Source organism: Eggerthella sinensis, assembly GCF_003339815.1.
GTDB classification, from domain to species: domain Bacteria; phylum Actinomycetota; class Coriobacteriia; order Coriobacteriales; family Eggerthellaceae; genus Eggerthella; species Eggerthella sinensis.
In genome coordinates this window covers 1-17,448 of sequence record NZ_PPTT01000045.1, presented here as the reverse complement: position 1 = coordinate 17,448, position 17,448 = coordinate 1, and the positions used below count along the sequence as shown (strand labels likewise).

Annotated in this window: 17 protein-coding genes; 6 read left to right on the top strand and 11 right to left on the bottom strand. The window is 63.8% G+C overall.

Translation table 11 applies throughout. From position 1 onward, the window contains the following. A partial coding sequence (locus C1876_RS16585; RefSeq protein WP_148707952.1) for a bifunctional metallophosphatase/5'-nucleotidase occupies nucleotides 1-1,721 on the bottom strand: 1,721 nt, incomplete at its 3' end. 141 nt (nucleotides 1,722-1,862) lie between these two features. Here C1876_RS16585 and C1876_RS16580 point away from each other — a divergent pair. The 3 genes from C1876_RS16580 to C1876_RS16570 all read left to right on the top strand — a co-directional run bounded on the left by C1876_RS16580 (nucleotide 1,863) and on the right by C1876_RS16570 (nucleotide 4,240). Further along, nucleotides 1,863-2,657: a MerR family transcriptional regulator gene (locus tag C1876_RS16580; protein ID WP_114547831.1), complete on the top strand. Its 795-nt coding sequence runs from the start codon at nucleotides 1,863-1,865 to the stop codon at nucleotides 2,655-2,657. A gap of 70 nt (nucleotides 2,658-2,727) precedes the next feature. Continuing rightward, complete coding sequence (locus C1876_RS16575; RefSeq protein ID WP_114547830.1) at nucleotides 2,728-3,510, top strand: ABC transporter ATP-binding protein; 783 nt, start codon at nucleotides 2,728-2,730, stop codon at nucleotides 3,508-3,510. Beyond that, nucleotides 3,497-4,240 carry an ABC transporter permease gene (locus C1876_RS16570; RefSeq protein ID WP_114547829.1) on the top strand — a complete coding sequence of 248 codons (744 nt, stop codon included), beginning with the start codon at nucleotides 3,497-3,499 and terminating at the stop codon, nucleotides 4,238-4,240. Before C1876_RS16575 ends, C1876_RS16570 begins: the two co-directional genes overlap by 14 nt. Nucleotides 4,241-4,243: 3 nt before the next feature. Here the strand turns inward: C1876_RS16570 and C1876_RS16565 are convergent, their stop codons facing one another. The 3 genes from C1876_RS16565 to C1876_RS16555 form a co-directional block, all read right to left on the bottom strand. Beyond that, on the bottom strand, nucleotides 4,244-4,591 hold the full coding sequence (locus C1876_RS16565) for an iron chaperone (protein WP_114547828.1): 348 nt from the start codon (nucleotides 4,589-4,591) through the stop codon (nucleotides 4,244-4,246). A 367-nt stretch (nucleotides 4,592-4,958) separates the two neighbouring features. Continuing rightward, complete coding sequence (locus C1876_RS16560; protein ID WP_114547827.1) at nucleotides 4,959-6,476, bottom strand: pentapeptide repeat-containing protein; 1,518 nt, start codon at nucleotides 6,474-6,476, stop codon at nucleotides 4,959-4,961. Between the two features lie 94 nt (nucleotides 6,477-6,570). Continuing rightward, nucleotides 6,571-7,092 carry a gamma carbonic anhydrase family protein gene (locus C1876_RS16555; protein ID WP_114547826.1) on the bottom strand — a complete coding sequence of 174 codons (522 nt, stop codon included), beginning with the start codon at nucleotides 7,090-7,092 and terminating at the stop codon, nucleotides 6,571-6,573. Nucleotides 7,093-7,307: 215 nt separating this feature from the next. Here C1876_RS16555 and C1876_RS16550 point away from each other — a divergent pair, with 215 nt between their 5' ends. Further along, nucleotides 7,308-8,093: a glucose 1-dehydrogenase gene (locus C1876_RS16550; RefSeq protein WP_114547825.1), complete on the top strand. Its 786-nt coding sequence runs from the start codon at nucleotides 7,308-7,310 to the stop codon at nucleotides 8,091-8,093. 95 nt (nucleotides 8,094-8,188) lie between these two features. On the opposite strand, the gene C1876_RS16545 is transcribed toward C1876_RS16550, so the two are convergent. From C1876_RS16545 to C1876_RS16535, 3 genes are read right to left on the bottom strand one after another with little or no spacing between them, the layout of a single operon-like run. Beyond that, on the bottom strand, nucleotides 8,189-9,181 hold the full coding sequence (locus C1876_RS16545; protein ID WP_114547824.1) for an acyl-CoA dehydratase activase: 993 nt from the start codon (nucleotides 9,179-9,181) through the stop codon (nucleotides 8,189-8,191). Further along, nucleotides 9,178-10,395 (bottom strand): 2-hydroxyacyl-CoA dehydratase, encoded by a 1,218-nt coding sequence (locus tag C1876_RS16540; protein WP_114547823.1) that lies wholly within the window; start codon nucleotides 10,393-10,395, stop codon nucleotides 9,178-9,180. Before C1876_RS16540 ends, C1876_RS16545 begins: the two co-directional genes overlap by 4 nt. Next, entirely contained in the window at nucleotides 10,385-11,404 is a 1,020-nt protein-coding gene (locus C1876_RS16535; protein ID WP_114547822.1) for an acyl-CoA dehydratase activase-related protein, read from the bottom strand. Before C1876_RS16535 ends, C1876_RS16540 begins: the two co-directional genes overlap by 11 nt. A gap of 249 nt (nucleotides 11,405-11,653) precedes the next feature. On the opposite strand from C1876_RS16535, the gene C1876_RS16530 reads away from it, so the two are divergent. Further along, a complete protein-coding gene (locus tag C1876_RS16530) occupies nucleotides 11,654-12,619 on the top strand; it encodes a LysR family transcriptional regulator (protein WP_114547832.1) in 966 nt (321 codons plus the stop codon). A gap of 114 nt (nucleotides 12,620-12,733) precedes the next feature. Here C1876_RS16530 and C1876_RS16525 read toward each other — a convergent pair whose 3' ends face one another. The 3 genes from C1876_RS16525 to C1876_RS16515 form a co-directional block, all read right to left on the bottom strand. Next, nucleotides 12,734-13,444, bottom strand: coding sequence for an aquaporin (locus C1876_RS16525; protein ID WP_114547821.1), 711 nt, complete (start codon nucleotides 13,442-13,444; stop codon nucleotides 12,734-12,736). 97 nt (nucleotides 13,445-13,541) lie between these two features. Next, complete coding sequence (locus tag C1876_RS17785) at nucleotides 13,542-13,691, bottom strand: DUF5679 domain-containing protein (RefSeq protein WP_170139530.1); 150 nt, start codon at nucleotides 13,689-13,691, stop codon at nucleotides 13,542-13,544. 197 nt (nucleotides 13,692-13,888) lie between these two features. Further along, nucleotides 13,889-15,259 (bottom strand): FAD-dependent oxidoreductase, encoded by a 1,371-nt coding sequence (locus C1876_RS16515; protein WP_114547819.1) that lies wholly within the window; start codon nucleotides 15,257-15,259, stop codon nucleotides 13,889-13,891. Between the two features lie 213 nt (nucleotides 15,260-15,472). On the opposite strand from C1876_RS16515, the gene C1876_RS16510 reads away from it, so the two are divergent. Then, nucleotides 15,473-15,904: a universal stress protein gene (locus C1876_RS16510; RefSeq protein WP_114547818.1), complete on the top strand. Its 432-nt coding sequence runs from the start codon at nucleotides 15,473-15,475 to the stop codon at nucleotides 15,902-15,904. A 100-nt stretch (nucleotides 15,905-16,004) separates the two neighbouring features. Here the strand turns inward: C1876_RS16510 and C1876_RS16505 are convergent, their stop codons facing one another. Then, the gene (locus tag C1876_RS16505; RefSeq protein WP_114547817.1) at nucleotides 16,005-17,402 is read right to left on the bottom strand and encodes an FAD-dependent oxidoreductase; all 1,398 of its coding nucleotides are present in this window, start codon (nucleotides 17,400-17,402) and stop codon (nucleotides 16,005-16,007) included. Nucleotides 17,403-17,448: the final 46 nt, after the last annotated feature.

The following is a 17,448-nucleotide window of genomic DNA, read 5'->3' as shown; positions in this document are numbered from 1 at the left end:
GGCCCGTCCATGACGGCCATGCGCCCCTGACCTTCCAGGTTGGCGTACTCGCTGCCGATAACGCCCTTCAAGTCGTACTGGATGTATTCGATGAGCGCCTTGTTGTCGAGGTCGAGCAGCACGGCTTCGTCGTTCATGAACATGTTGAGGCCGTCGCCTCCGTCCACCAGCAGATACGTGTGCGACACCAGCTTGTAGCGTTTTCCCACGTCAAGCGGCTCGCCGTTCACCATGACGTCGCGCACGCGATACTCGCCCGACACGCCGCCGAAGTGCCCGCCCGGCATCTGCACCGATGAGGGAATGTCGGTGCGCACGGTATACGACAGGCCCGCAACGTGCTGCAGCCCGCCGCTCGGGTTCGGCAGGTTCATGACGCCCGCTTCGAGCGCATCGAGGATGTTCTGCCCGAGCGTGTTCACGTAGCACAGCTGGTTGTTGAAGGGCTGCACGTCGATGAGGTTGCCGAAGGTCACGTCGCCCGGCTCGATGTTCGCGCGGATGCCGCCGCCGTTGATGAACGCCACGTCGGCCATGACGCCGCCGTGCCAGGCGAGCGCCAGGTACGCATCGGCCACGAAATTGCCGAGGTTCGTCTCGTGGGCGCGTACGGCCCACGTGTAGTTGTCGTCCTCGAGCGCAACGAGGCGCACGTCCGAGCGCCCGATCACCTGGTCGGTGATCTTCGCCAGCTCCGCGCGTTTGCCGGCGACGAAGGCCGCCGTGGCCGCGTCGATGCCGTCCCAGGTTTTCACGAGCGTCGCCGTGCAGTGCGGCGTGGTGGCAGAGATGGTGTTCGCGGAGGGGTCGATGACCACCTGGCCGATGCTCACCAGTTGGGTTCCCGTCTGTGTGACCAGCACGGATTCGCCGTTCTTGTTCGCAACGAGGTCGGCGTACTCCTCGTGGGAGTGCCCGTCGATCACCACGTCGATGCCGCTCGTGTTCGCCACCACCGACGTGCTGCTCCAGCGCTCGGTGACGCCGCGTCGTCCGAGGTGCGCGAGCGCCACCACGTAGTCGGCGTGATCGACCGCGCGTGCCTGGTCAACGGCCTGCTGCACCGCTTGGTAGAGCGCCGTTCCGTCCTCGTCCTCCCGAAAGCCGTAGATAGAGGTGCCGCTTTCGTCCTGAAAGTGGGCGGGGGACGATTTCGTCAGCGATTCGGGGGTGCAAATGCCCAGGAACGCGACGCGCTTCGTGCCGTCCGAGGTGGCGAAATCGCGCGTGGCGTAGGGCTTGAACATGAGGTTGCCCGTGCGCAGGTCGGTGAAGTTGCACGAGAGATACGGAGCCTTCGACAGCGCAACGAGCGTGTTGAACTGGGCCATGCCGAAGTCGAACTCGTGGTTGCCCGGAATGGCGAAGTCGTAGGCGCACTCGTTCATGATGTCGATGAGGTATTCGCCGTTCGACAGCGTGCCCATGGCCTTGCCCTGCACGGCGTCGCCAGCGTCCACCAGCGCCACGTTCTGGCTGCCGTACGTCGCGCGCATGGCGTTGGCGTAGTCCGCGAGCGTCGCGTAGCCCAGGTTCTCGTCGACGGCGCAGTGCACGTCGTTCGTGTGCACGATGACGATGGGGCCGGGGAGCGCGGCGGCGGAAGCGGAAGCCTCGTCGGCGAATGCGCGCGCGGGCAGGCCGAGAGAGGCGAGCGCGACGGCGGACAGGGCGCAGAACGATCGGCGGGTCATGAAGCGCGACGTCGTCGGGTACGGCATGGGTTCTCCTCCGTTGCGGCGAGCAAAGTTGAGCAACGCTTCCAGTATACTGTCCGCGCCCGCCCTGCGCGTCTTCCGCTTTCGCAAACGGCATGGCCTCGTTCGCCCTGGCGCGCGGCGAACGTCGGCTATACTGCTCGGATGGAACCGTCGCGCACCTACACCACTTCCCGCATCGCCGCCATTGCCGGCGTGCATCCGAACACCGTGCGCCTGTACGAGCGCATCGGCTTCATCACGGCTCCGCAGCGCCGGCAGAACGGCTATCGGGTGTTCACGGAGCTGCACGTGTTGCAGGTGCAGCTCGTGCGCGCGGCACTCGACGTTGAGCTCGTGCACAACGGGCTGCGCAAAGAAGTGCTGGCCATCGTGGACGCGATGGCGAGGCAATCCTACGACGAGGCGCTCGCGCTGGCCGAGCAACGCGTCGTGCACCTGCGCCGCGAGCGCGCCGCCGCCGAAGACGCGCTGTGCCACGTGCGCCGCCTGCTTGCGCTCGCTCCCGACGACGTCGCTGCGACGGCGCCCGCACCTGCCGCTGCGCCTGCTGCGCCCCTCATGCTCACGCGTCAGCAGACGGCCGACTACCTCGACACCACCATCGACGCGTTGCGCAACTGGGAAATGAATGGGTTGTTGCAGGTCAAACGCAAGCAAAACGGCTACCGCGTGTACACGGCCGCCGACATCAACCGGCTGGCCATCATCCGCGCTCTGCGTGCGGCGAACTACTCGCTCGCCTCCATTCTGCGCTTGCTCGAGGCCCTCGACCGCGATGCGGCAACCGACATCGAGCGCGTGCTGGACAGCCCCGATCCCGACGACGATATCCTCTCGGTGTGCGATCGGCTGCTCACGTCGCTCGACGCCGCCGAGCGCAACGCCTTCGAGATGATCGCGCTTCTTGAGCGCATGAAAGAAATCCCCTCAACCTAACCCTCCACTTTGCCACCAGAGTTTGCGCCTCTCGTAGTATCTTCCGCGACGGAAGAGAGAAGGAGGACGCATGAACAACGTAGTAAGCGTGCGCGACGTGAGGAAATCGTACGGAGGTCAACCGGTTGTCGACGGCGTGAGCTTCGACGTTGCCGCCGGCGAGACGTTCGGCCTGCTGGGCGCGAACGGGGCTGGCAAGACCACGACGCTCGAGTGCGTGTTGGGGGTGCGCAAGCCCGACGCGGGCAGCGCCACCATTCTGGGCATGGATCCGCGCGCCCAGCGCAAGGAGCTGTTTCAGCGCGTGGGCGTGCAATTTCAGGAAGCGCGCTACCAGGACAAGATCACGGTGGACGAGCTGTGCCGCACGACGCGCGCGCTCTATCGCGAGGCCGATGACCCCGCGCAGCTGCTCGCCCGTTTCGGCTTGGCCGAGGTGCGCGTGCAGCCGGTGGAGTCGTTGTCGGGCGGGCAGCGGCAGCGCCTGTTCGTGGTGCTCGCCCTCATCCCGCGTCCCGACGTGGTGTTTCTGGACGAGCTGACCACCGGTCTTGACGTGAAGGCCCGTCGCGACGTGTGGAATCTGCTGGCAGATATGCGCGCAAACGGCATGACCATTGTGCTGACCAGCCATTTTATGGACGAGGTCGAAGCGCTCTGCGACCGCATCGCCATTCTGCGGAAGGGCCGCATCGTGTTCTCGGGCTCGGTTGCGGAAGCCGTGGCCGCCCAGCATGCTGCAACGTTCGAGGACGCGTACCTCGCCTACGCCGAGAGCGGCGAGAGCGCCGAAATCGCCGAAATCGCCGAAAACACTCAAGCCATTGAAGGAGGCGCCCATGAAAGCCTTTAGCACCCTGTTCAGCGTCGAGTTTCGCCTGTCGCTGCGCGACATGAACATGCCCATCTTCGCCGTGATCATGCCCGTGGTGGTGATGCTGGTCATCGGCATGCTGTTCGGCGGGCAGCCCGCGTACGAAGGCGCAAGCTACACGTTCGTGGCGCAGTCGGTGGGCGCGGTGTCGGCCATCGCCATCTGCGCCGGCGGAGCGATGGGGCTGCCGCTTGTGGTGTCGAACTACCGGTACCGCAAGATTCTCAAGCGCTACTTCGTCACGCCGGTCAGCGCGCGTTTGATCCTGGCGGTGCAGGTGGCCATCTACAGTGTGTACGCGCTCGTGTCAGCGGTGCTCGTGTTCGGCGTGGCTGCCCTGTTCTTCGGCTACGCGTTCACCGGGTCGTGGCCGGCGTTCGTCGGCTCGTACCTGCTCGTGCTGGCGGCGATGCTGGCGCTCGGCATGATGGTGGGCGGTCTCGCGCCGAACGAGAAAATCGCCGGTGTGCTGGCAAGCGTGCTATATTTTCCCATGCTGCTGCTGTCGGGGACGACGCTGCCGTACGAGGTGATGCCCGAGACGATGCAGCGCGTGGCCGACGTGCTGCCGCTCACGCAGGGCGTGAAGCTGCTGAAGGCGATGTCGCTCGGGTTGCCTGTCGATCAGGCCGTCGTGCCCGTTGCCGTCATGGCGGTGTGGGCGGTGGTGTGCACGGTGATCGCCGTGCGGTTCTTCAAGTGGGAGTAGCCGTTAGCGCAGGTGGTCGAGGCGCCACTGCACGATATCGGCGATGAGGTCGTGGTCGAGGGGGCGGTCGAGCGGCAGCTGGATGGCCCCCTTCGAAGTGCGGTACAAAGCGAGCCGGTCGGCGAAGGCTTCGATTGCCTCCGGCCCGGGGTAGAGGCCGATGTGGTGCTTGAATGCGGCGAAGTGGATGAGGTTCTCGCCCTGCCAAAAGGTGGGCATGCTCCATGAGATTTTCTCGAGGGCGTCGGGGGCCGCCGCGTGGATGGTCGCGCGCAAGGCGCGTAGCTCGGGCTGCACGGCTTCGGGCTGCTCGGCAATGTACTCGTCGACGGCACTGCTGTGGTTGTCCATAATGAGCTCCTTTTCGGTTCGGGTTCATTGTACGGAAAACGGTCCGGAGTGGCGTAACGGTGCGGTATCATCTGCGCGAAGTGAGGCGAAGCCGTGGCGGCTTGAGGGTGGCCCGGGTGCGATGTTCGGAAAATCGGGCGAAGTTGGCAAGTTTTTTCGCGATTGCGGGGTTGTGCGGACGATTGTCGCGCGGAAGAAAATCACGACCTGGTGTTTCTTGCTGCGGCATGTGCGTCCGATGCCGAAAAAGGGGCGAAATCGGGGCCGAAGCCCCGCAATCGCGAAAAAAATTGCCACTGAAAGTGACGGGAACAGATGTTTCACGTGAAACATCTGAAAGATGGGACAATCGATGAGCACGCAGCAGTTATCGCAGCACGCGATGAGCGAACGATGCTGTGAAATAGGTAATGAGGAATACTCCAAGAAAGCCCTCGATTGCGCATATAGTGCGCAGGGCGGCTCCAGCTGATTCGGACCCTAAAAATCCGACGGTCAAGAATGCCTGCGCACTGTTATACAGTCCGTCAGACCACGTGTGCAGCACGGGGGCGATAGCTTGCGCGAAATCCTCCGCGTGGATGAGCGTGTCGAGGGAGACGGTGATAGGCGTCATCAGGAACGAAAAAACGAGTATCGTAATCAGGCAAGTTGCAAATACGCGTTTCGGCGACGTTGCGTAACACCCGACAACATCGCATACGAGGAAGTCGTAGAGGAAATGTCTTGGAAAGTACATGGCTTCCTTGAGGCGTGCGATGATCCCGGCGTTGCGATCTGTCAGATGGTTCTTTGCGGTTTCGAGCCGTTGTTTTCTGAGTTCTCGTCGATAGGCGCAGTACATTGCATCTTCGTTTTCATAAAAACCATTCCTGTTGAACACTTGTTTAAGCGTGAAGTATTGGTCGGCCTTGTCCTTGTGCGTCGGGTTCCTCCATTGGCGACCCTTCTCCCATACCGTGGCGACGGGAACGTCAATCAATTTAATGAGTTCTTCAGGGCTGCGGTCGATAAGTATGATTCCCATATTCGCCAAACCGCAGAGCGAAAAAGCCGAAAGACCCGTTGTTGGGCGGAAGTCGAGGCTTTTCTGGTTTGTTCCCCCATTGATGATGAGCGAATGGCATTCCATCTGGAACTCTGCTTTGGCGCAGTTAAGGTCGCACGAGAGGAATACGAGCTTCTCTACGTTGGCGTGGTACCAGCGTAGTTCGTTGCAGTCGAGCGATGCTCGGTTGAATTTCACGGTGGAGTCGGTCTCGAGTCCGAGAAAGGAGACGAGCTTTACGTCGTCGAAAACAGTTCCGGAAAAGTCGACAAGCCCCTGTTCGATTCTGACATCCGAGAATAGGAATTCACCTTGCGAAACGTATGCTTCTTGAAAATTGAAGTCGCAGCCGCGGGCGTTGGCCATCTTGAAGCTGATACCTCCAAGATCGGCTTCTTGAAAGCTTGCGACGTCTCCCAAAAAGGAAGCCCCTTGAAAGCTAGTATACCTATCAAAGGTGCCGGAAAACTCGCACGTGTCGAAGAACGTTGCTTTGTCGAATCGCACCTTACCGTGAAACGTTGCGGAGAAATCGCAGGATCCGAGAAAGGCGCTGCCGCTGAAATCAACGCGTTCTTCGAATTCTACGCAGTGACCCTTCGCTACCGCAGCGATAAAGCAGTTTTGGATAAGAACCTCGCCCTCGATGATCCCCGACAAACGCAATTCGTCGATGACAGCGTTCGATACTTGAATGCCTTGTGCGGGTATTTCGAGCACGGCGAAGTGCTCGCACTCCAGTTCTTCGTTCGATCCGTTGTCGTACGTGCAGTGAACGACCGCTTTTCCATCCTGGCGTCCGCCTTGTGCGATCTCGCAACTCGTCAGACTTCTCATAGAGTTCTCCCATCATTCAACTTATCGTTGATTCAAATAATAATTGAATCAACGATAAGCGTCAGAAAAAGGAGTGCTGCATGTGCGGCTTTTCCTACCCGATAACCCGGGCTTTCGCGTACTCCTGCGCGTCGGCGATGTAGGCTTCTTGGGAGTGCTCGATGTTGCGCGCGACCGTCTCGGCGTCGAGCGTGCGAATCACCTTGCCCGGCACACCCACCACCAGCGAGCACGGCGGGATGACGGATCGCTCCTTCACGAGCGCGCCCGCGGCAATCATCGACCCGCGGCCGATGACGGCGCCGTTCATCACCGTGGCGTGCATGCCCACGGTCACGTTGTCCTCGATGGTGGCGCCGTGCACGATGGCGTTGTGGCCCACCGAGACGCGATCGCCCAGCGTGACGGGGCAGTCGTAGTCGCTGTGCAGCATGGCGTTATCCTGCACGTTGCTGTTCTTGCCTATGCGGATGGGCGCCACTTCGCCGCGGATGACGGCGCTGAACCACACCGAGCTGCCCTCGTCCATCACCACGTCGCCGCACAGCGCAGCGTTCGGCGCGATGTACGCCGCCTTCTCCACGTCCGGGAGCATTCCTTTGAATTCAACGAGCATGCCGGTCCTTTCCCTTGGGTACGCAGGCAAGTATCCCGAACAATCCGCCCCCGCGCATCGTTAGAACCGTGCGATTCCGTCCCATCCTTCGCGTGACGGCGCGTCGGCGCGGCCTTCACGAGCGGGCGACAGTGCGCAGGCGCGCGGGAGGCTCGTCGCGTCGGTGCGGTATGGTCGCGGGATTGACGATGGCAGCGTGCGGAAGGATGAGTGCGATGTTCGAGGATTTGCGCGGCAAGACAGCGGTGGTGACCGGCAGCTCGAAGGGTCTCGGTGCCGCCATTGCGCGGCGCTTCGGCGCCGAGGGCATGAACGTGGTGACGAACTACCGCTCGGACGAGGAAGGCGCGCGCGAAACGGTGCGGGCCATCGAGGAAGCGGGCGGCGCGGCGGCGGCCGTGCAATCCGACGTGAGCAAGGCCGAATGCGTGGATGCGCTGTACGATGCGGCCATGTTCTCGTTCGGCGGCGTGGACATTTGGGTGAACAACGCGGGCATCGAGCGGGCCACCCCCTCGGATCAGAAGTCCATCGAAGAGTGGCAGCGCGTCATCGACGTGAACCTGACCGGCGTGTTCGCCGGCTCTCGTCGTGCCATCCAGCACTTCCTCGAGCACAAGATGCCGGGCGTCGTCATCAACCTATCGTCCGTGCACGAGGTTATTCCGTGGCCGCACTTCGCCGATTATGCGGCCAGCAAGGCCGGCATCGGCATGCTGACGAAAACGCTCGCGCTTGAGTACGCCGATCGCGGCATCCGCGTGAACGCCATCGCGCCCGGCGCCATGGACACGCCCATCAACGCGCAGAAGTTCGCCGACCCCGACGAGCGCGCGGCCGTCGAGCGCCTCATCCCGATGGGCTACGTCGGCGCGCCCGACGACATCGCCGCGGCGGCGGCATGGCTCGCGTCCGAGCAGGCGCGCTACGTCACCGGCACCACGCTGGTCGTCGACGGCGGCATGACGCTATACCCCAGCTTCCAGGGAGGACAGGGATAAAAAGAAGAAGAGAAGGGTGCGGGCAGGGGTAAGAGGCGCAGAAGGGGTGCGGGCAGGGGTAAGAGGCGCAGAAGGGGTGCGCGGCCGAACCCCGCCTACCCCTTCGCCCGCACTTCGCCTTTGTCGCAGCGGTTGCCCCAGGAGTCGATGAGCTTGCCGTCGCGGTAGACGCAGATGATCTCGCAGTGGTTCGCGCACTTCTGGCATTCCACCTCGCGCGTGACGAACTCGAACGAGCGCAGCGCGTCGAAGTCGAACGCCTCGTCCGACGGCGACGATCCCGCCGCGCGCGGCGCGGCCTCGGCCGCCAGCAGCGCCACGCCGAACGCACCCATAAGGTGCCCGTCCTCGTCAACCGTCACGTCCATGCCCAGCTCGTCCTTGAACGCCTGCACCACGCCGACGTTCTTGCTCACGCCTCCCTGAAACACCACGGGCGCGGCAATCTGCTTGCCTTTGCCCACGTTGTTCAGGTAGTTCGTGGCCACCGCGCGGCACAGGCCCGCGATGATGTCCTCGCGGGCGTAGCCCACCTGAATCTTGTGCACGAGGTCGGACTCCGCGAACACGGTGCAGCGCGCCGCGATGTTCGCCGGTTTCTTCGAGGTGAGCGCGATGTCGCCGAACTCCTCCACCTCGACGCCCAGGCGGTGCGCCTGGCTCGACAGGAACGCGCCCGTGCCGGCGGCGCACAGCGTGTTCATGGCGTAGTCCACGGCGATGCCGTTCTCCACGCAGATGATCTTCGAGTCCTGACCGCCGATTTCCAGGATGGTGCGCACATCGGGATGCAGGTACGTCGTGCCCACCGCATGGGCCGTGATCTCGTTCTTCACCACGGTCGCGCCGCACATGGCGCCCACGAGCCGCCGCGCGCTGCCCGTCGTGCCCACGGCGCGCACGCGCACGGCGTCGCGATCAACCTGCGAGCCCAGGTCGGCCACCACGCGCCGCGCGGCGTCGGCCGGGTTGCCCTCGGTCCACAGGTACGTGCGCGCGATGATGCGCCGATCGGCGTCGATGATCACGCCCTTCGTGGAAATCGACCCGATGTCGATGCCCAGGTAGCATTCCGTCGCATCCGTCATCTTGTCTTCTCCTTCTTCATGGCAATCATGTCGTAGAACGCTTCGAGGCGGGTGTCCAGGCCGGTGTCGCTCGTCTGCGAATCGTAGCTGAGGTACAGCACGGGCACGCCGGTGTCGCGGCTGATGCGCTGTAGCACGGGCATGCAATCCACCTCGGGCGTGCAGCCCGACGACTTGAGGTGCACGATGCCGTCGAATCCTTCTTGGGCGTATTTCAAAGCCGCGGCAATGGTCATGCTCGACGTCGGTCCCATGTCGTAGCGCACGTAGTCGGAAATGCTCGCGCGCAGGTTCTTCTCGTTGTAGCGCAGGTTGCGGTTCGTCATGTTGAGCACGCGGTGCAGCTCAACGCCCATGTCGAGAAACTTGCGCTCGAGGTCGAGGTTGCTCGCGGGGTCGGCCGCGGTGAAGTACTCGCCCACGATGCCCACGCGCAGCGGACGCTCCGGGCGGTTCGTCGGCAGCGCGCGCAAGGCGTCGAGGCCGGCGCGCTGCGCTTCGGCGATGTCGCGTTCGTTCTTGGCATCGCGCATGTCGGCGAAGTAGGATTCGCGCGCGCGGTCGAACGAGCCGCGCTCCGCCTCGAACCCCGCGTTCGCCAGGTAGAAGTCGTTCACGTCGTCCAGATTCTCGATCATCTTGAACACGGCCAGCATGCTGCGCACGCCGTGCGGCACCGACAGGTCGGGGTTCACCTTCTTCTTGCACACCGAGATGTACTCGGTTAGCGGCTTGCCCGTCATGGTGGCGAAGTTCAACATGTCGAACTCGTAGCCCATGTCGCGCAGGATGGACTGCTGTAGCTCGCCGTAATACCCCAGGCGGCAGGGCCCCGCGAACTGCACGAGCACGTCGGCTCCCAGCTCGAGCGCCTCGATGTAGTCACCCAGGATGTGCTTGAACGGCGCGCACACCATGTCGCTCGAATGCCGCGAGCCCAGTTCGATGGTGCGCTTCGTGGGCTTCGGCAGCGCGACGAAGTCGGCGTCGAGCACGTGTTCGACGAAGAATTTGAACGCGATGTCGTAGTAGCTGTAGCGGAAGAACGCCACGCGCGTGCGCGCATGCCGGTCGCGTTTCGCCCGCTTGGGTCGCTTCGGCAGCAACTTGAACGGGCCGCGCTCGGTGCCCACCACCACGCGGACGCCGCGGGCTTCCTCGTCGCCGTCGGTGTGCAGCGGGTTGACGACGTCGCGTTTCACGTCAGGCGCCAACGTAGCCTCCTTTCTTCTGGTACCGCAAAATGTCGACGAAGCTCTCGACGCGCGTTTCCAGTCCAGCCGTCCCGCTCTGGGAATCGATGGTGAGGTTGAGCACGGGCTTGCCCTGAATGCAACGCACGATGGCGTCATCGGTCATGGAGTCGGGCCCGCAGGGGAAGGCGCTCACCAGCACGATGCCGTCCACGTCGTCGTGCAGCTGCGTGATGGCGCCGACGATTTCGCGGTTCACGATCCACGGCAGGGTGTCGGAGAAGTCGAAGCTCGTCTTGAGCGCGCGCTCGCGGTCGGCGTCGTCGGTGAACAGCACCATGGCGTTCATGCGCTCGAGCATGTCCACCAGCGCGCCGCCCATGAACGGGTCGTGCGCGAGGTAGGGGTGCGCCGCCAGCAGGATGCCCAGGGGCGCGTCCTCGGGGCGCTTCGCCGTCGCGCGCTCGGCGGCCAGCTTCGCCAACGCGTTCGCCTGCTTCGACAGCGCGGCGCGTTCGGCCAGCTCCTGAGCGCGGGCCGCCACCTTCCAGGCGCGCTTCGCGTCGCGTGGCGCGGCGAAGCGCTCGGTGGCCAACGCGATGAGAGCCTCCTTCATGCCGGCGTGCTCCTCCACTTCGTTGACGAGGCACGACACCAGCTCGATGCGCTCGTCGGCGAAGGTGTTGGCCACGAGGTCGGGCAGCGCCTGGAACTTCGTGCAGAAGCCGCGCCGCCTTCCCACGTTCGCGATGCTCGGCACGAACACGGCGTCGCACGCGCCGCCCTCCACGAGCGCGGCCACATGTCCCAGGTAAATTTTCGAAGCGAGGCAGCATTCGTCGTTCGACAGCGCGTCGCCGCGCGCCACCGTGCCCCGATCGGTGGGATCGCTCGGCACCACGTTGCACCCCAGCTCTTCGAAGAACGTTGTCCACAGCGTGCCGTAGCGGTAGTGCAGCAGCGCGCGCGGCATGCCGATGCGGCGCGGCGCGTCGGCAGCGGTGCGGAGAGGAAAGCCTGTAGATGCCATGCACGTTCCTTCTTCAGGTGGTCGATCATGCCTTACGAAGCTTACACCAAGCGGGCCGCTTTGCGAGTAAACGCTTGCGTGGAGCACGGCCTGTACGGCCGTCAAGAAGAAGGCCGCTCGCGTGCTTCTCTCGCTCGATCAACGATTGTTCAAAAGATAGTTGAACGGAGTGCGTCTCATAAGTAATGCCGGATAGGAGCGTTAGAATTTTCCCAAAGATACGAGATGGACAACTCCGAGGTAGACTTTTTGAATATCAAACAGATTAGATATTTCGTCGCTGTATTCTTGGACGGCAGCCTGTCGGCCGCCGCGAAGGAGCAGTACGTGACCGTGCAAGCGGTCTCAAAAGCCATCGCGGATCTTGAGCGCGAACTGAAGAACGATTTGTTCGTGCGAGAAAGCCGGGGCGTGCATCCCACGCCGTTCGGCAAAGCCTTTTATGCAAAAGCCGAACCGGTGCTGCGCGACTTCGACGAGCTCGAGGCCTTTGCGCACAACCGACGTTTGGAGGGCGTCTCCTCTTTGAGACTGGCGCTGTGCACGCCGCCGTTTTCCGGACATGAGCAGGCGCGGGCCAGCATTGCCAGCTTCGTGAGCAAGAACATGGGCATCAACGCCTCGGTGGCGCTGGAAACGGGCACGCGCGGCGTTGCGGCCATGCGCGCGGGATTTCTCGACGCGCTCATCATCGTAGGCACGTTCGAGCATCCCGATGTGGACTGCATGTCCATCGGCAAGGTGGCGCCGGGCGTCATCATGGCGCACGCGCATCCGCTCACGGCGCATCGGACGGTCACGCTTGCCGACATCAGGCCGTATCCCGTGTCCGTGTCGCCCGAATTCGACAGCTTCAACAACTCCATCGTCTCGGTGTATCGCAAGCATGGCGTGAACATCCGGTTCTGCACCACGAACGCCGAGCACTTCAACGCATTTCTCCTGAACGAGCAGGGGTTGGCGTTTGCGGTGGGCATTCCCGCGCTCGGTCAAATGTATCCGAACACCGAGATGCGGCTCATCGCCCCTGAAGACGCCATCGCCATTCCCATCTGCCTGGTCAGCCTCAAGAACAACAAGGCTCCGGCGTATTTGGCGCTCGAGCGGTGGCTGCTGAGCGATCGCATGTTGTTGGGCATCGACCCGGTTAAGCGTTTCGCCGCCGCGGCTGCCGCGTCCGCACATCGCTCCGGGGGGGGGGGCGGCATTGATTGACCCCTTCGACTGATGCCGAAGCGCATCCGTCGTGAGAACCTGCGAAAAGAGAAGGCCCCGAACGTCACGTTCGGGGCCTTCTTCATGCGGCGCGAGGCGGTGCGACGTAATCGGTTACGCGGCCTTCTTGTTCTTGAAGGCAATCCAGATGCCGGCGGCGCAGGCGGCGCCGAGCAGCGGGCCGACGATGAACACCCACACCTGCGACAGCGCGGTCATGTCGCCGTTGAAGGCCATCAGCAGCGCCGGGCCGAAGCTGCGCGCGGGGTTCACGGACGTGCCCGTCAGCGGGATGCCCATGATGTGCACGAACGTCAGCGTAAGGCCGATGATGATGCCGGCGAACGGAGCGGTTTTCTCGTCGGCCGTGGAGCCCAGCACCGACAGCACGAAGATGCAGGTGAGGATGATTTCCACGATGACGGCGCCCACCACGGAAATGCCCACGGCGGAAGCGGCCTCGTAGCCGTCGCAGCCCAGGCCCGTGACCAGCACGCCGCCCAGATCGCACATGCTGATGATGAGCGCGAGCACGGCACCGGCAACGATGCCGCCGATGAACTGCGCAACCCAGTAGCCGATGAGGTCCTTCGCCGACAGGCGCTTGTCGAGGAACAGGCCGAACGATACGGCCGGGTTGATGTGGCAGCCCGAGATGTTGCCGATGACGAATGCCATCGCAACGATGGACAAGCCGAACGCCATAGCGATGCCCAGCGTGCCCAGCGTTGCGCCGGCGACCGCCGCGCTGCCGCAGCCGAACAGCGTGAGAACGAACGTGCCGAAGCACTCAGCTGCATACTTCTTCATAGATGAAACTTCCATGTGCCCTCCTGGTGATCTATCCCCAAAGAAGCGCGGTGCCAACCCATGGCATCGCGCTTCGCTTCTCGTCTTGCTCGTACGGATCGAAGTGCGTGAGCTACTTCGCGGCGCCGATGCGGCAAATGGTGCTGCCGCACACGGGGCAGGTGCCCTTCGTGATGGGTTTGCCGTTCTTCGTGGTGCCCTCCACGGGGTCCTTCATTTCCTTCTTTTCCTTGCACTTCATGCAATACGCTTCAATGGCCATGATGGTTCCTTTCTCGTTCTGACGAAACGCGAATTGCTCGCGCGAAAACGCGTCGGCGCGCGCTGAAACGGGCGGCTGCCAATCGCGGAATTCGTGATGGTAGTACGAAGCGTTACCCATAATCTGCTGAGAGAAAGCCCATGTCAACCTCCTTAAACATTAAGTTGAGGTCTCGACGCAGAGCTGAGAATGTGGAGTTACTTACTCCTCTGTGCGAACAGGTTGTTGAACGCTTCGGTCATGGAGGGGTGCGTGAATACGGCGCTTTGCAGCACGGAGGCGGGGATGCGCGCGTCCATCACCAGCTTGACGGTGTTCACCAATTCCTGCGCGTCTTCGCAGAACAGGTCCATGCCCAGCACCACGTTGGAATTCGCGTCCACCACGGCCTTCATGAGACCGATCGGATCCTGCAGGATGTGCGCCTGCGAGATGTTCTCGGCCGGCAGCGTGTACACGTCCACGGTGTAGCCCGCGGCGCGCGCCTCGTCCTCGGTCATGCCCACGCGGGCGAACGGCGGATGCACGAACGTGCAGTAGGGGATGGCGCCGCGGTTCTTCGTGGTGCGCGAGCCGTCGCCCAGCACGTCGGAGGCGGCGATGCGGAAGTCGTCGTAGGCGATGTAGGTGAACTGCAGGCCGCCGGTCACGTCGCCCATGGCCCAGATGTTGTCGGCCGTGGTGCGCAGGTGGTCGTCCACCTTGATGCCGCCGCGCTCGTTCTGCTCGATGCCGGCGGCGGCCAGGTTGAGGCCGGTCGTGTTGGGCGTGCGGCCGATGGCGACCAGCGCGGCGTGCGCGGGATAGCGCTTCTCCTTGCCGTCCACCTGCGCGAACACCAGCACCTGGTCGTGCTCGTCGTCGATGCGCTGCACCTCGGCGTTGTACACGATGGTCACGCCGCGGTCGGTGAGGCTCTTGCGCACGGCCTCCGCCGTCTCGGGGTCTTCGTGCTCGAGGATAGCCGAGCCGTGCTGCAGGATGGTCACCTGCGCGCCGAAGTCGGTGTAGAACGAGGCGAATTCCAGGCCCACGTAACCGCCGCCGATGATGACCAGCTGACGCGGAAGCTCGCGCAGGTCGATCATCGAGCTGCTCACGAACACGCGGGGGCTGTCGACGCCGGGGATGGAGGGCAACGAGGGCAGCGAGCCCGTGTCGATGAACAGGCGCTTCGCCTCGATGTCGCGCGTGCCCGACGCGGTTGCCACCGTGAGGTGGGTGGCGTCCACGAACGAGGCGCGGCCGTCGATGACGGTGACGTTGGAACGGTCGGCAAGCGCGTGGTAGTTGCGCTTGCGCGAGGCGGTGCGCAGCTCGTTCATGTCGTCGACGGCGGCCGTGTAGCGCTCTTCGCGCTGCGTGATAGGGCCGCCGATAGCCGCCGACAGGCGCGCCGATTCCACGAGCGCCTTCGTGGGGATGCACGCGTTGTTCACGCAAGCGCCGCCGTACATGGTGTCGGACTGCTCGACAACCGCGATCGTCTGCCCTGCGTCGGACAGCGCCTCGCCCATCGCGCGGCCTGCCGTTCCGAAGCCAATGATCGCTGCGTCGAACTGTTCCATGGTGTGTCCCTTCATCGTGGTTGCGGCTGCGGGCGAACCCGTTGCGACCGTTCATGGTAGACGGCTTCGACGTCGTTCGGAGCAGCGTGCGCGAACCGCGCTGAAGTGGTCACGAAAGCGTTGGTTGATTGTTGAGGTGGGGCTTGCGCTATACTGGGGTCAGGATGTTATGAGGCGGCGCACCGCGCTCGCCGCGACCGAGAGGAGGCCACCATGGCCGTAAACAAGTTGCTCGTGGCGTTCGACGAATCCGAGGGTGCCGAGCGCGCGCTCGAAATGGCTGCCAGCCTGGCGAAAACCAATCCCGAAGCGCACGTCGACATCGTGTACGTGGTACCCATTCCGCTGCTCGACGAAACGCAGATGGCGAACTTCAAGGACATCCTCGACATGATGATTTCCGATGGCGAAGACCTGCTTGCCGACGCGGAGCAGAAGATGGGCGACGACGTGGCAGCGCGCACCGATTCGCTGCTGCTGACGGGCACGAACCCCGCCACCGAGATCGTGAAGCTCATCGACCAGCGCAGCTACGACCTGCTGGTGGTGGGCAACCGCGGCCTGAGCGGCCTCAAGGAGTACATGGGCAGCGTCAGCCACAAGCTGCTGCACGCCTCGCCCATCCCCGTGCTCATCGCGAAATAGGCGAATCCCGAGCATATTGTCATCCTGAGCGGAGGCCGAAGGCCGTAGTCGAAGGATCCCGTGCGGTGACAATCGGGATCCTTCGACTTGCTTCGCTCGCTCAGGATGACACGGCGGCGAACAGGTCGTTGAATGCTTCGCTCATGGTGGGGTGCGTGTAGATAGCGTCGCGCAGCGTCTGATACGGCAGCCCGGCGTCGATGGCCAGCTTCGCCGTGTTGATCATCTCGTACGACTCCTCGCAGAACAGGTGCGCGCCCAGCAGGCGATCGGTGTCGGCGTCGATGACGGCCTTCAGCAGCCCGACGGGCTTGCCCAGCACCTGCGCCTTCGGGATGGCTGCCGCCGGAAGCTCGGCCAGCTTCACGGTGAACCCGGCGTCGCGCGCTTCCTGCTCCGTCATGCCCACGCGCGAAAACGGCGGGTCGAGGAACACGCTGTAGGGCACGGCGCCGCGGTTTCCGGTGGTGCGCGTGCCGTCGCCCAGCAGGTCGTCCTTCACGATGCGGAAGTCGTCGAGCGAGATGTAGGTGAACTGCAAGCCGCCCACGACGTCGCCCATCGCGTGGATGTTCGCCGCGGTGGTGCGCAGATGCTCGTCGGTGCGGATGGCGCCGCGCTCGGTGAGTTCCACGCCGGCGGCGTCGAGCGCGAGCCCCTCCACGTTCGGGCGACGACCCGTCGCCACGAGCACGGCATCGGCCGGGATGCGCTCTTCGGCACCGGCGACCTCGACCACCACGGCGTCCTGTGCGGCTTCGTGGTCGATGCGCACGACGCGGGCGCTGCGCACGATGCGAATCCCGCGCTGCTCGAGGCTTTCCAGCACGGCGGTTGCGATGGCGGCGTCTTCGCGGGGGATGAACTGCTCGGTGTCCTGCACGACGGTGACCTGCGATCCGAAGTTCGCGTACATGGAGGCGAACTCGAGGCCGATGTACCCGCCACCGATGATGACGAAGCGCTCGGGCAGCGTGCGCAGGTCGAGCAGCGCCTCGCTCACGAACACGCGCGGGCTGTCGATGCCGGGGATGGGCGGCACGAAGGGGCGTGCGCCCGTGTTGACGAAGATGCGGTCGGCCTCGATCTGCTGCGGCGCGGTTTCCGCGGATGCGGCTCCTTCCGCGACGGCCGGCTCGATGGCGAGGTGCGTCGCGTCCACGAACGAGGCGCGGCCGTCGATGACGTCGACGTTCGGCAAGTCGGCGATCTTGTGGTAGTTCTTGGCCCGCAGCATGCCCGTCACGCGGTCCTTCTCGTCGATGGCGGCGGCGTAGCGCGCGGCGCGTTCGGCGAAGGTGCCGCCCTGCGCTTGCGAGAGTGCGGCGGCGTGCACGAGGGTCTTCGTGGGGATGCAGGCGACGTTGATGCAGGTGCCGCCGTACATGCGCGGGGACTGCTCGATCACGGCAACGCTCTGACCTGCGGCTGCCAGCGTGCCAGCCAGCGTCTTACCGCCTTTTCCAAAGCCGATGATAGCCGCATCGTAGAGCTTCATGGGGGTTCCTTTCCGAGGAATGAGGGGGTGGGGAGGGGTGCTTGAG

What these genes read in the sequence shown, in the direction of transcription:
- C1876_RS16525 (WP_114547821.1), bottom strand. Translation starts at nt 13,444, where the DNA reads ATGGAAGTTTCATCTATGAAGAAGTATGCAGCTGAGTGCTTCGGCACG.
- C1876_RS17785 (WP_170139530.1), bottom strand. Translation starts at nt 13,691, where the DNA reads ATGGCCATTGAAGCGTATTGCATGAAGTGCAAGGAAAAGAAGGAAATG.
- C1876_RS16555 (WP_114547826.1), bottom strand. Translation starts at nt 7,092, where the DNA reads ATGCTCGTTGAATTCAAAGGAATGCTCCCGGACGTGGAGAAGGCGGCG.
- C1876_RS16560 (WP_114547827.1), bottom strand. Translation starts at nt 6,476, where the DNA reads ATGAGAAGTCTGACGAGTTGCGAGATCGCACAAGGCGGACGCCAGGAT.
- C1876_RS16565 (WP_114547828.1), bottom strand. Translation starts at nt 4,591, where the DNA reads ATGGACAACCACAGCAGTGCCGTCGACGAGTACATTGCCGAGCAGCCC.
- C1876_RS16510 (WP_114547818.1), top strand. Translation starts at nt 15,473, where the DNA reads ATGGCCGTAAACAAGTTGCTCGTGGCGTTCGACGAATCCGAGGGTGCC.
- C1876_RS16545 (WP_114547824.1), bottom strand. Translation starts at nt 9,181, where the DNA reads ATGACGGATGCGACGGAATGCTACCTGGGCATCGACATCGGGTCGATT.
- C1876_RS16570 (WP_114547829.1), top strand. Translation starts at nt 3,497, where the DNA reads ATGAAAGCCTTTAGCACCCTGTTCAGCGTCGAGTTTCGCCTGTCGCTG.
- C1876_RS16575 (WP_114547830.1), top strand. Translation starts at nt 2,728, where the DNA reads ATGAACAACGTAGTAAGCGTGCGCGACGTGAGGAAATCGTACGGAGGT.
- C1876_RS16505 (WP_114547817.1), bottom strand. Translation starts at nt 17,402, where the DNA reads ATGAAGCTCTACGATGCGGCTATCATCGGCTTTGGAAAAGGCGGTAAG.
- C1876_RS16550 (WP_114547825.1), top strand. Translation starts at nt 7,308, where the DNA reads ATGTTCGAGGATTTGCGCGGCAAGACAGCGGTGGTGACCGGCAGCTCG.
- C1876_RS16515 (WP_114547819.1), bottom strand. Translation starts at nt 15,259, where the DNA reads ATGGAACAGTTCGACGCAGCGATCATTGGCTTCGGAACGGCAGGCCGC.
- C1876_RS16535 (WP_114547822.1), bottom strand. Translation starts at nt 11,404, where the DNA reads ATGGCATCTACAGGCTTTCCTCTCCGCACCGCTGCCGACGCGCCGCGC.
- C1876_RS16580 (WP_114547831.1), top strand. Translation starts at nt 1,863, where the DNA reads ATGGAACCGTCGCGCACCTACACCACTTCCCGCATCGCCGCCATTGCC.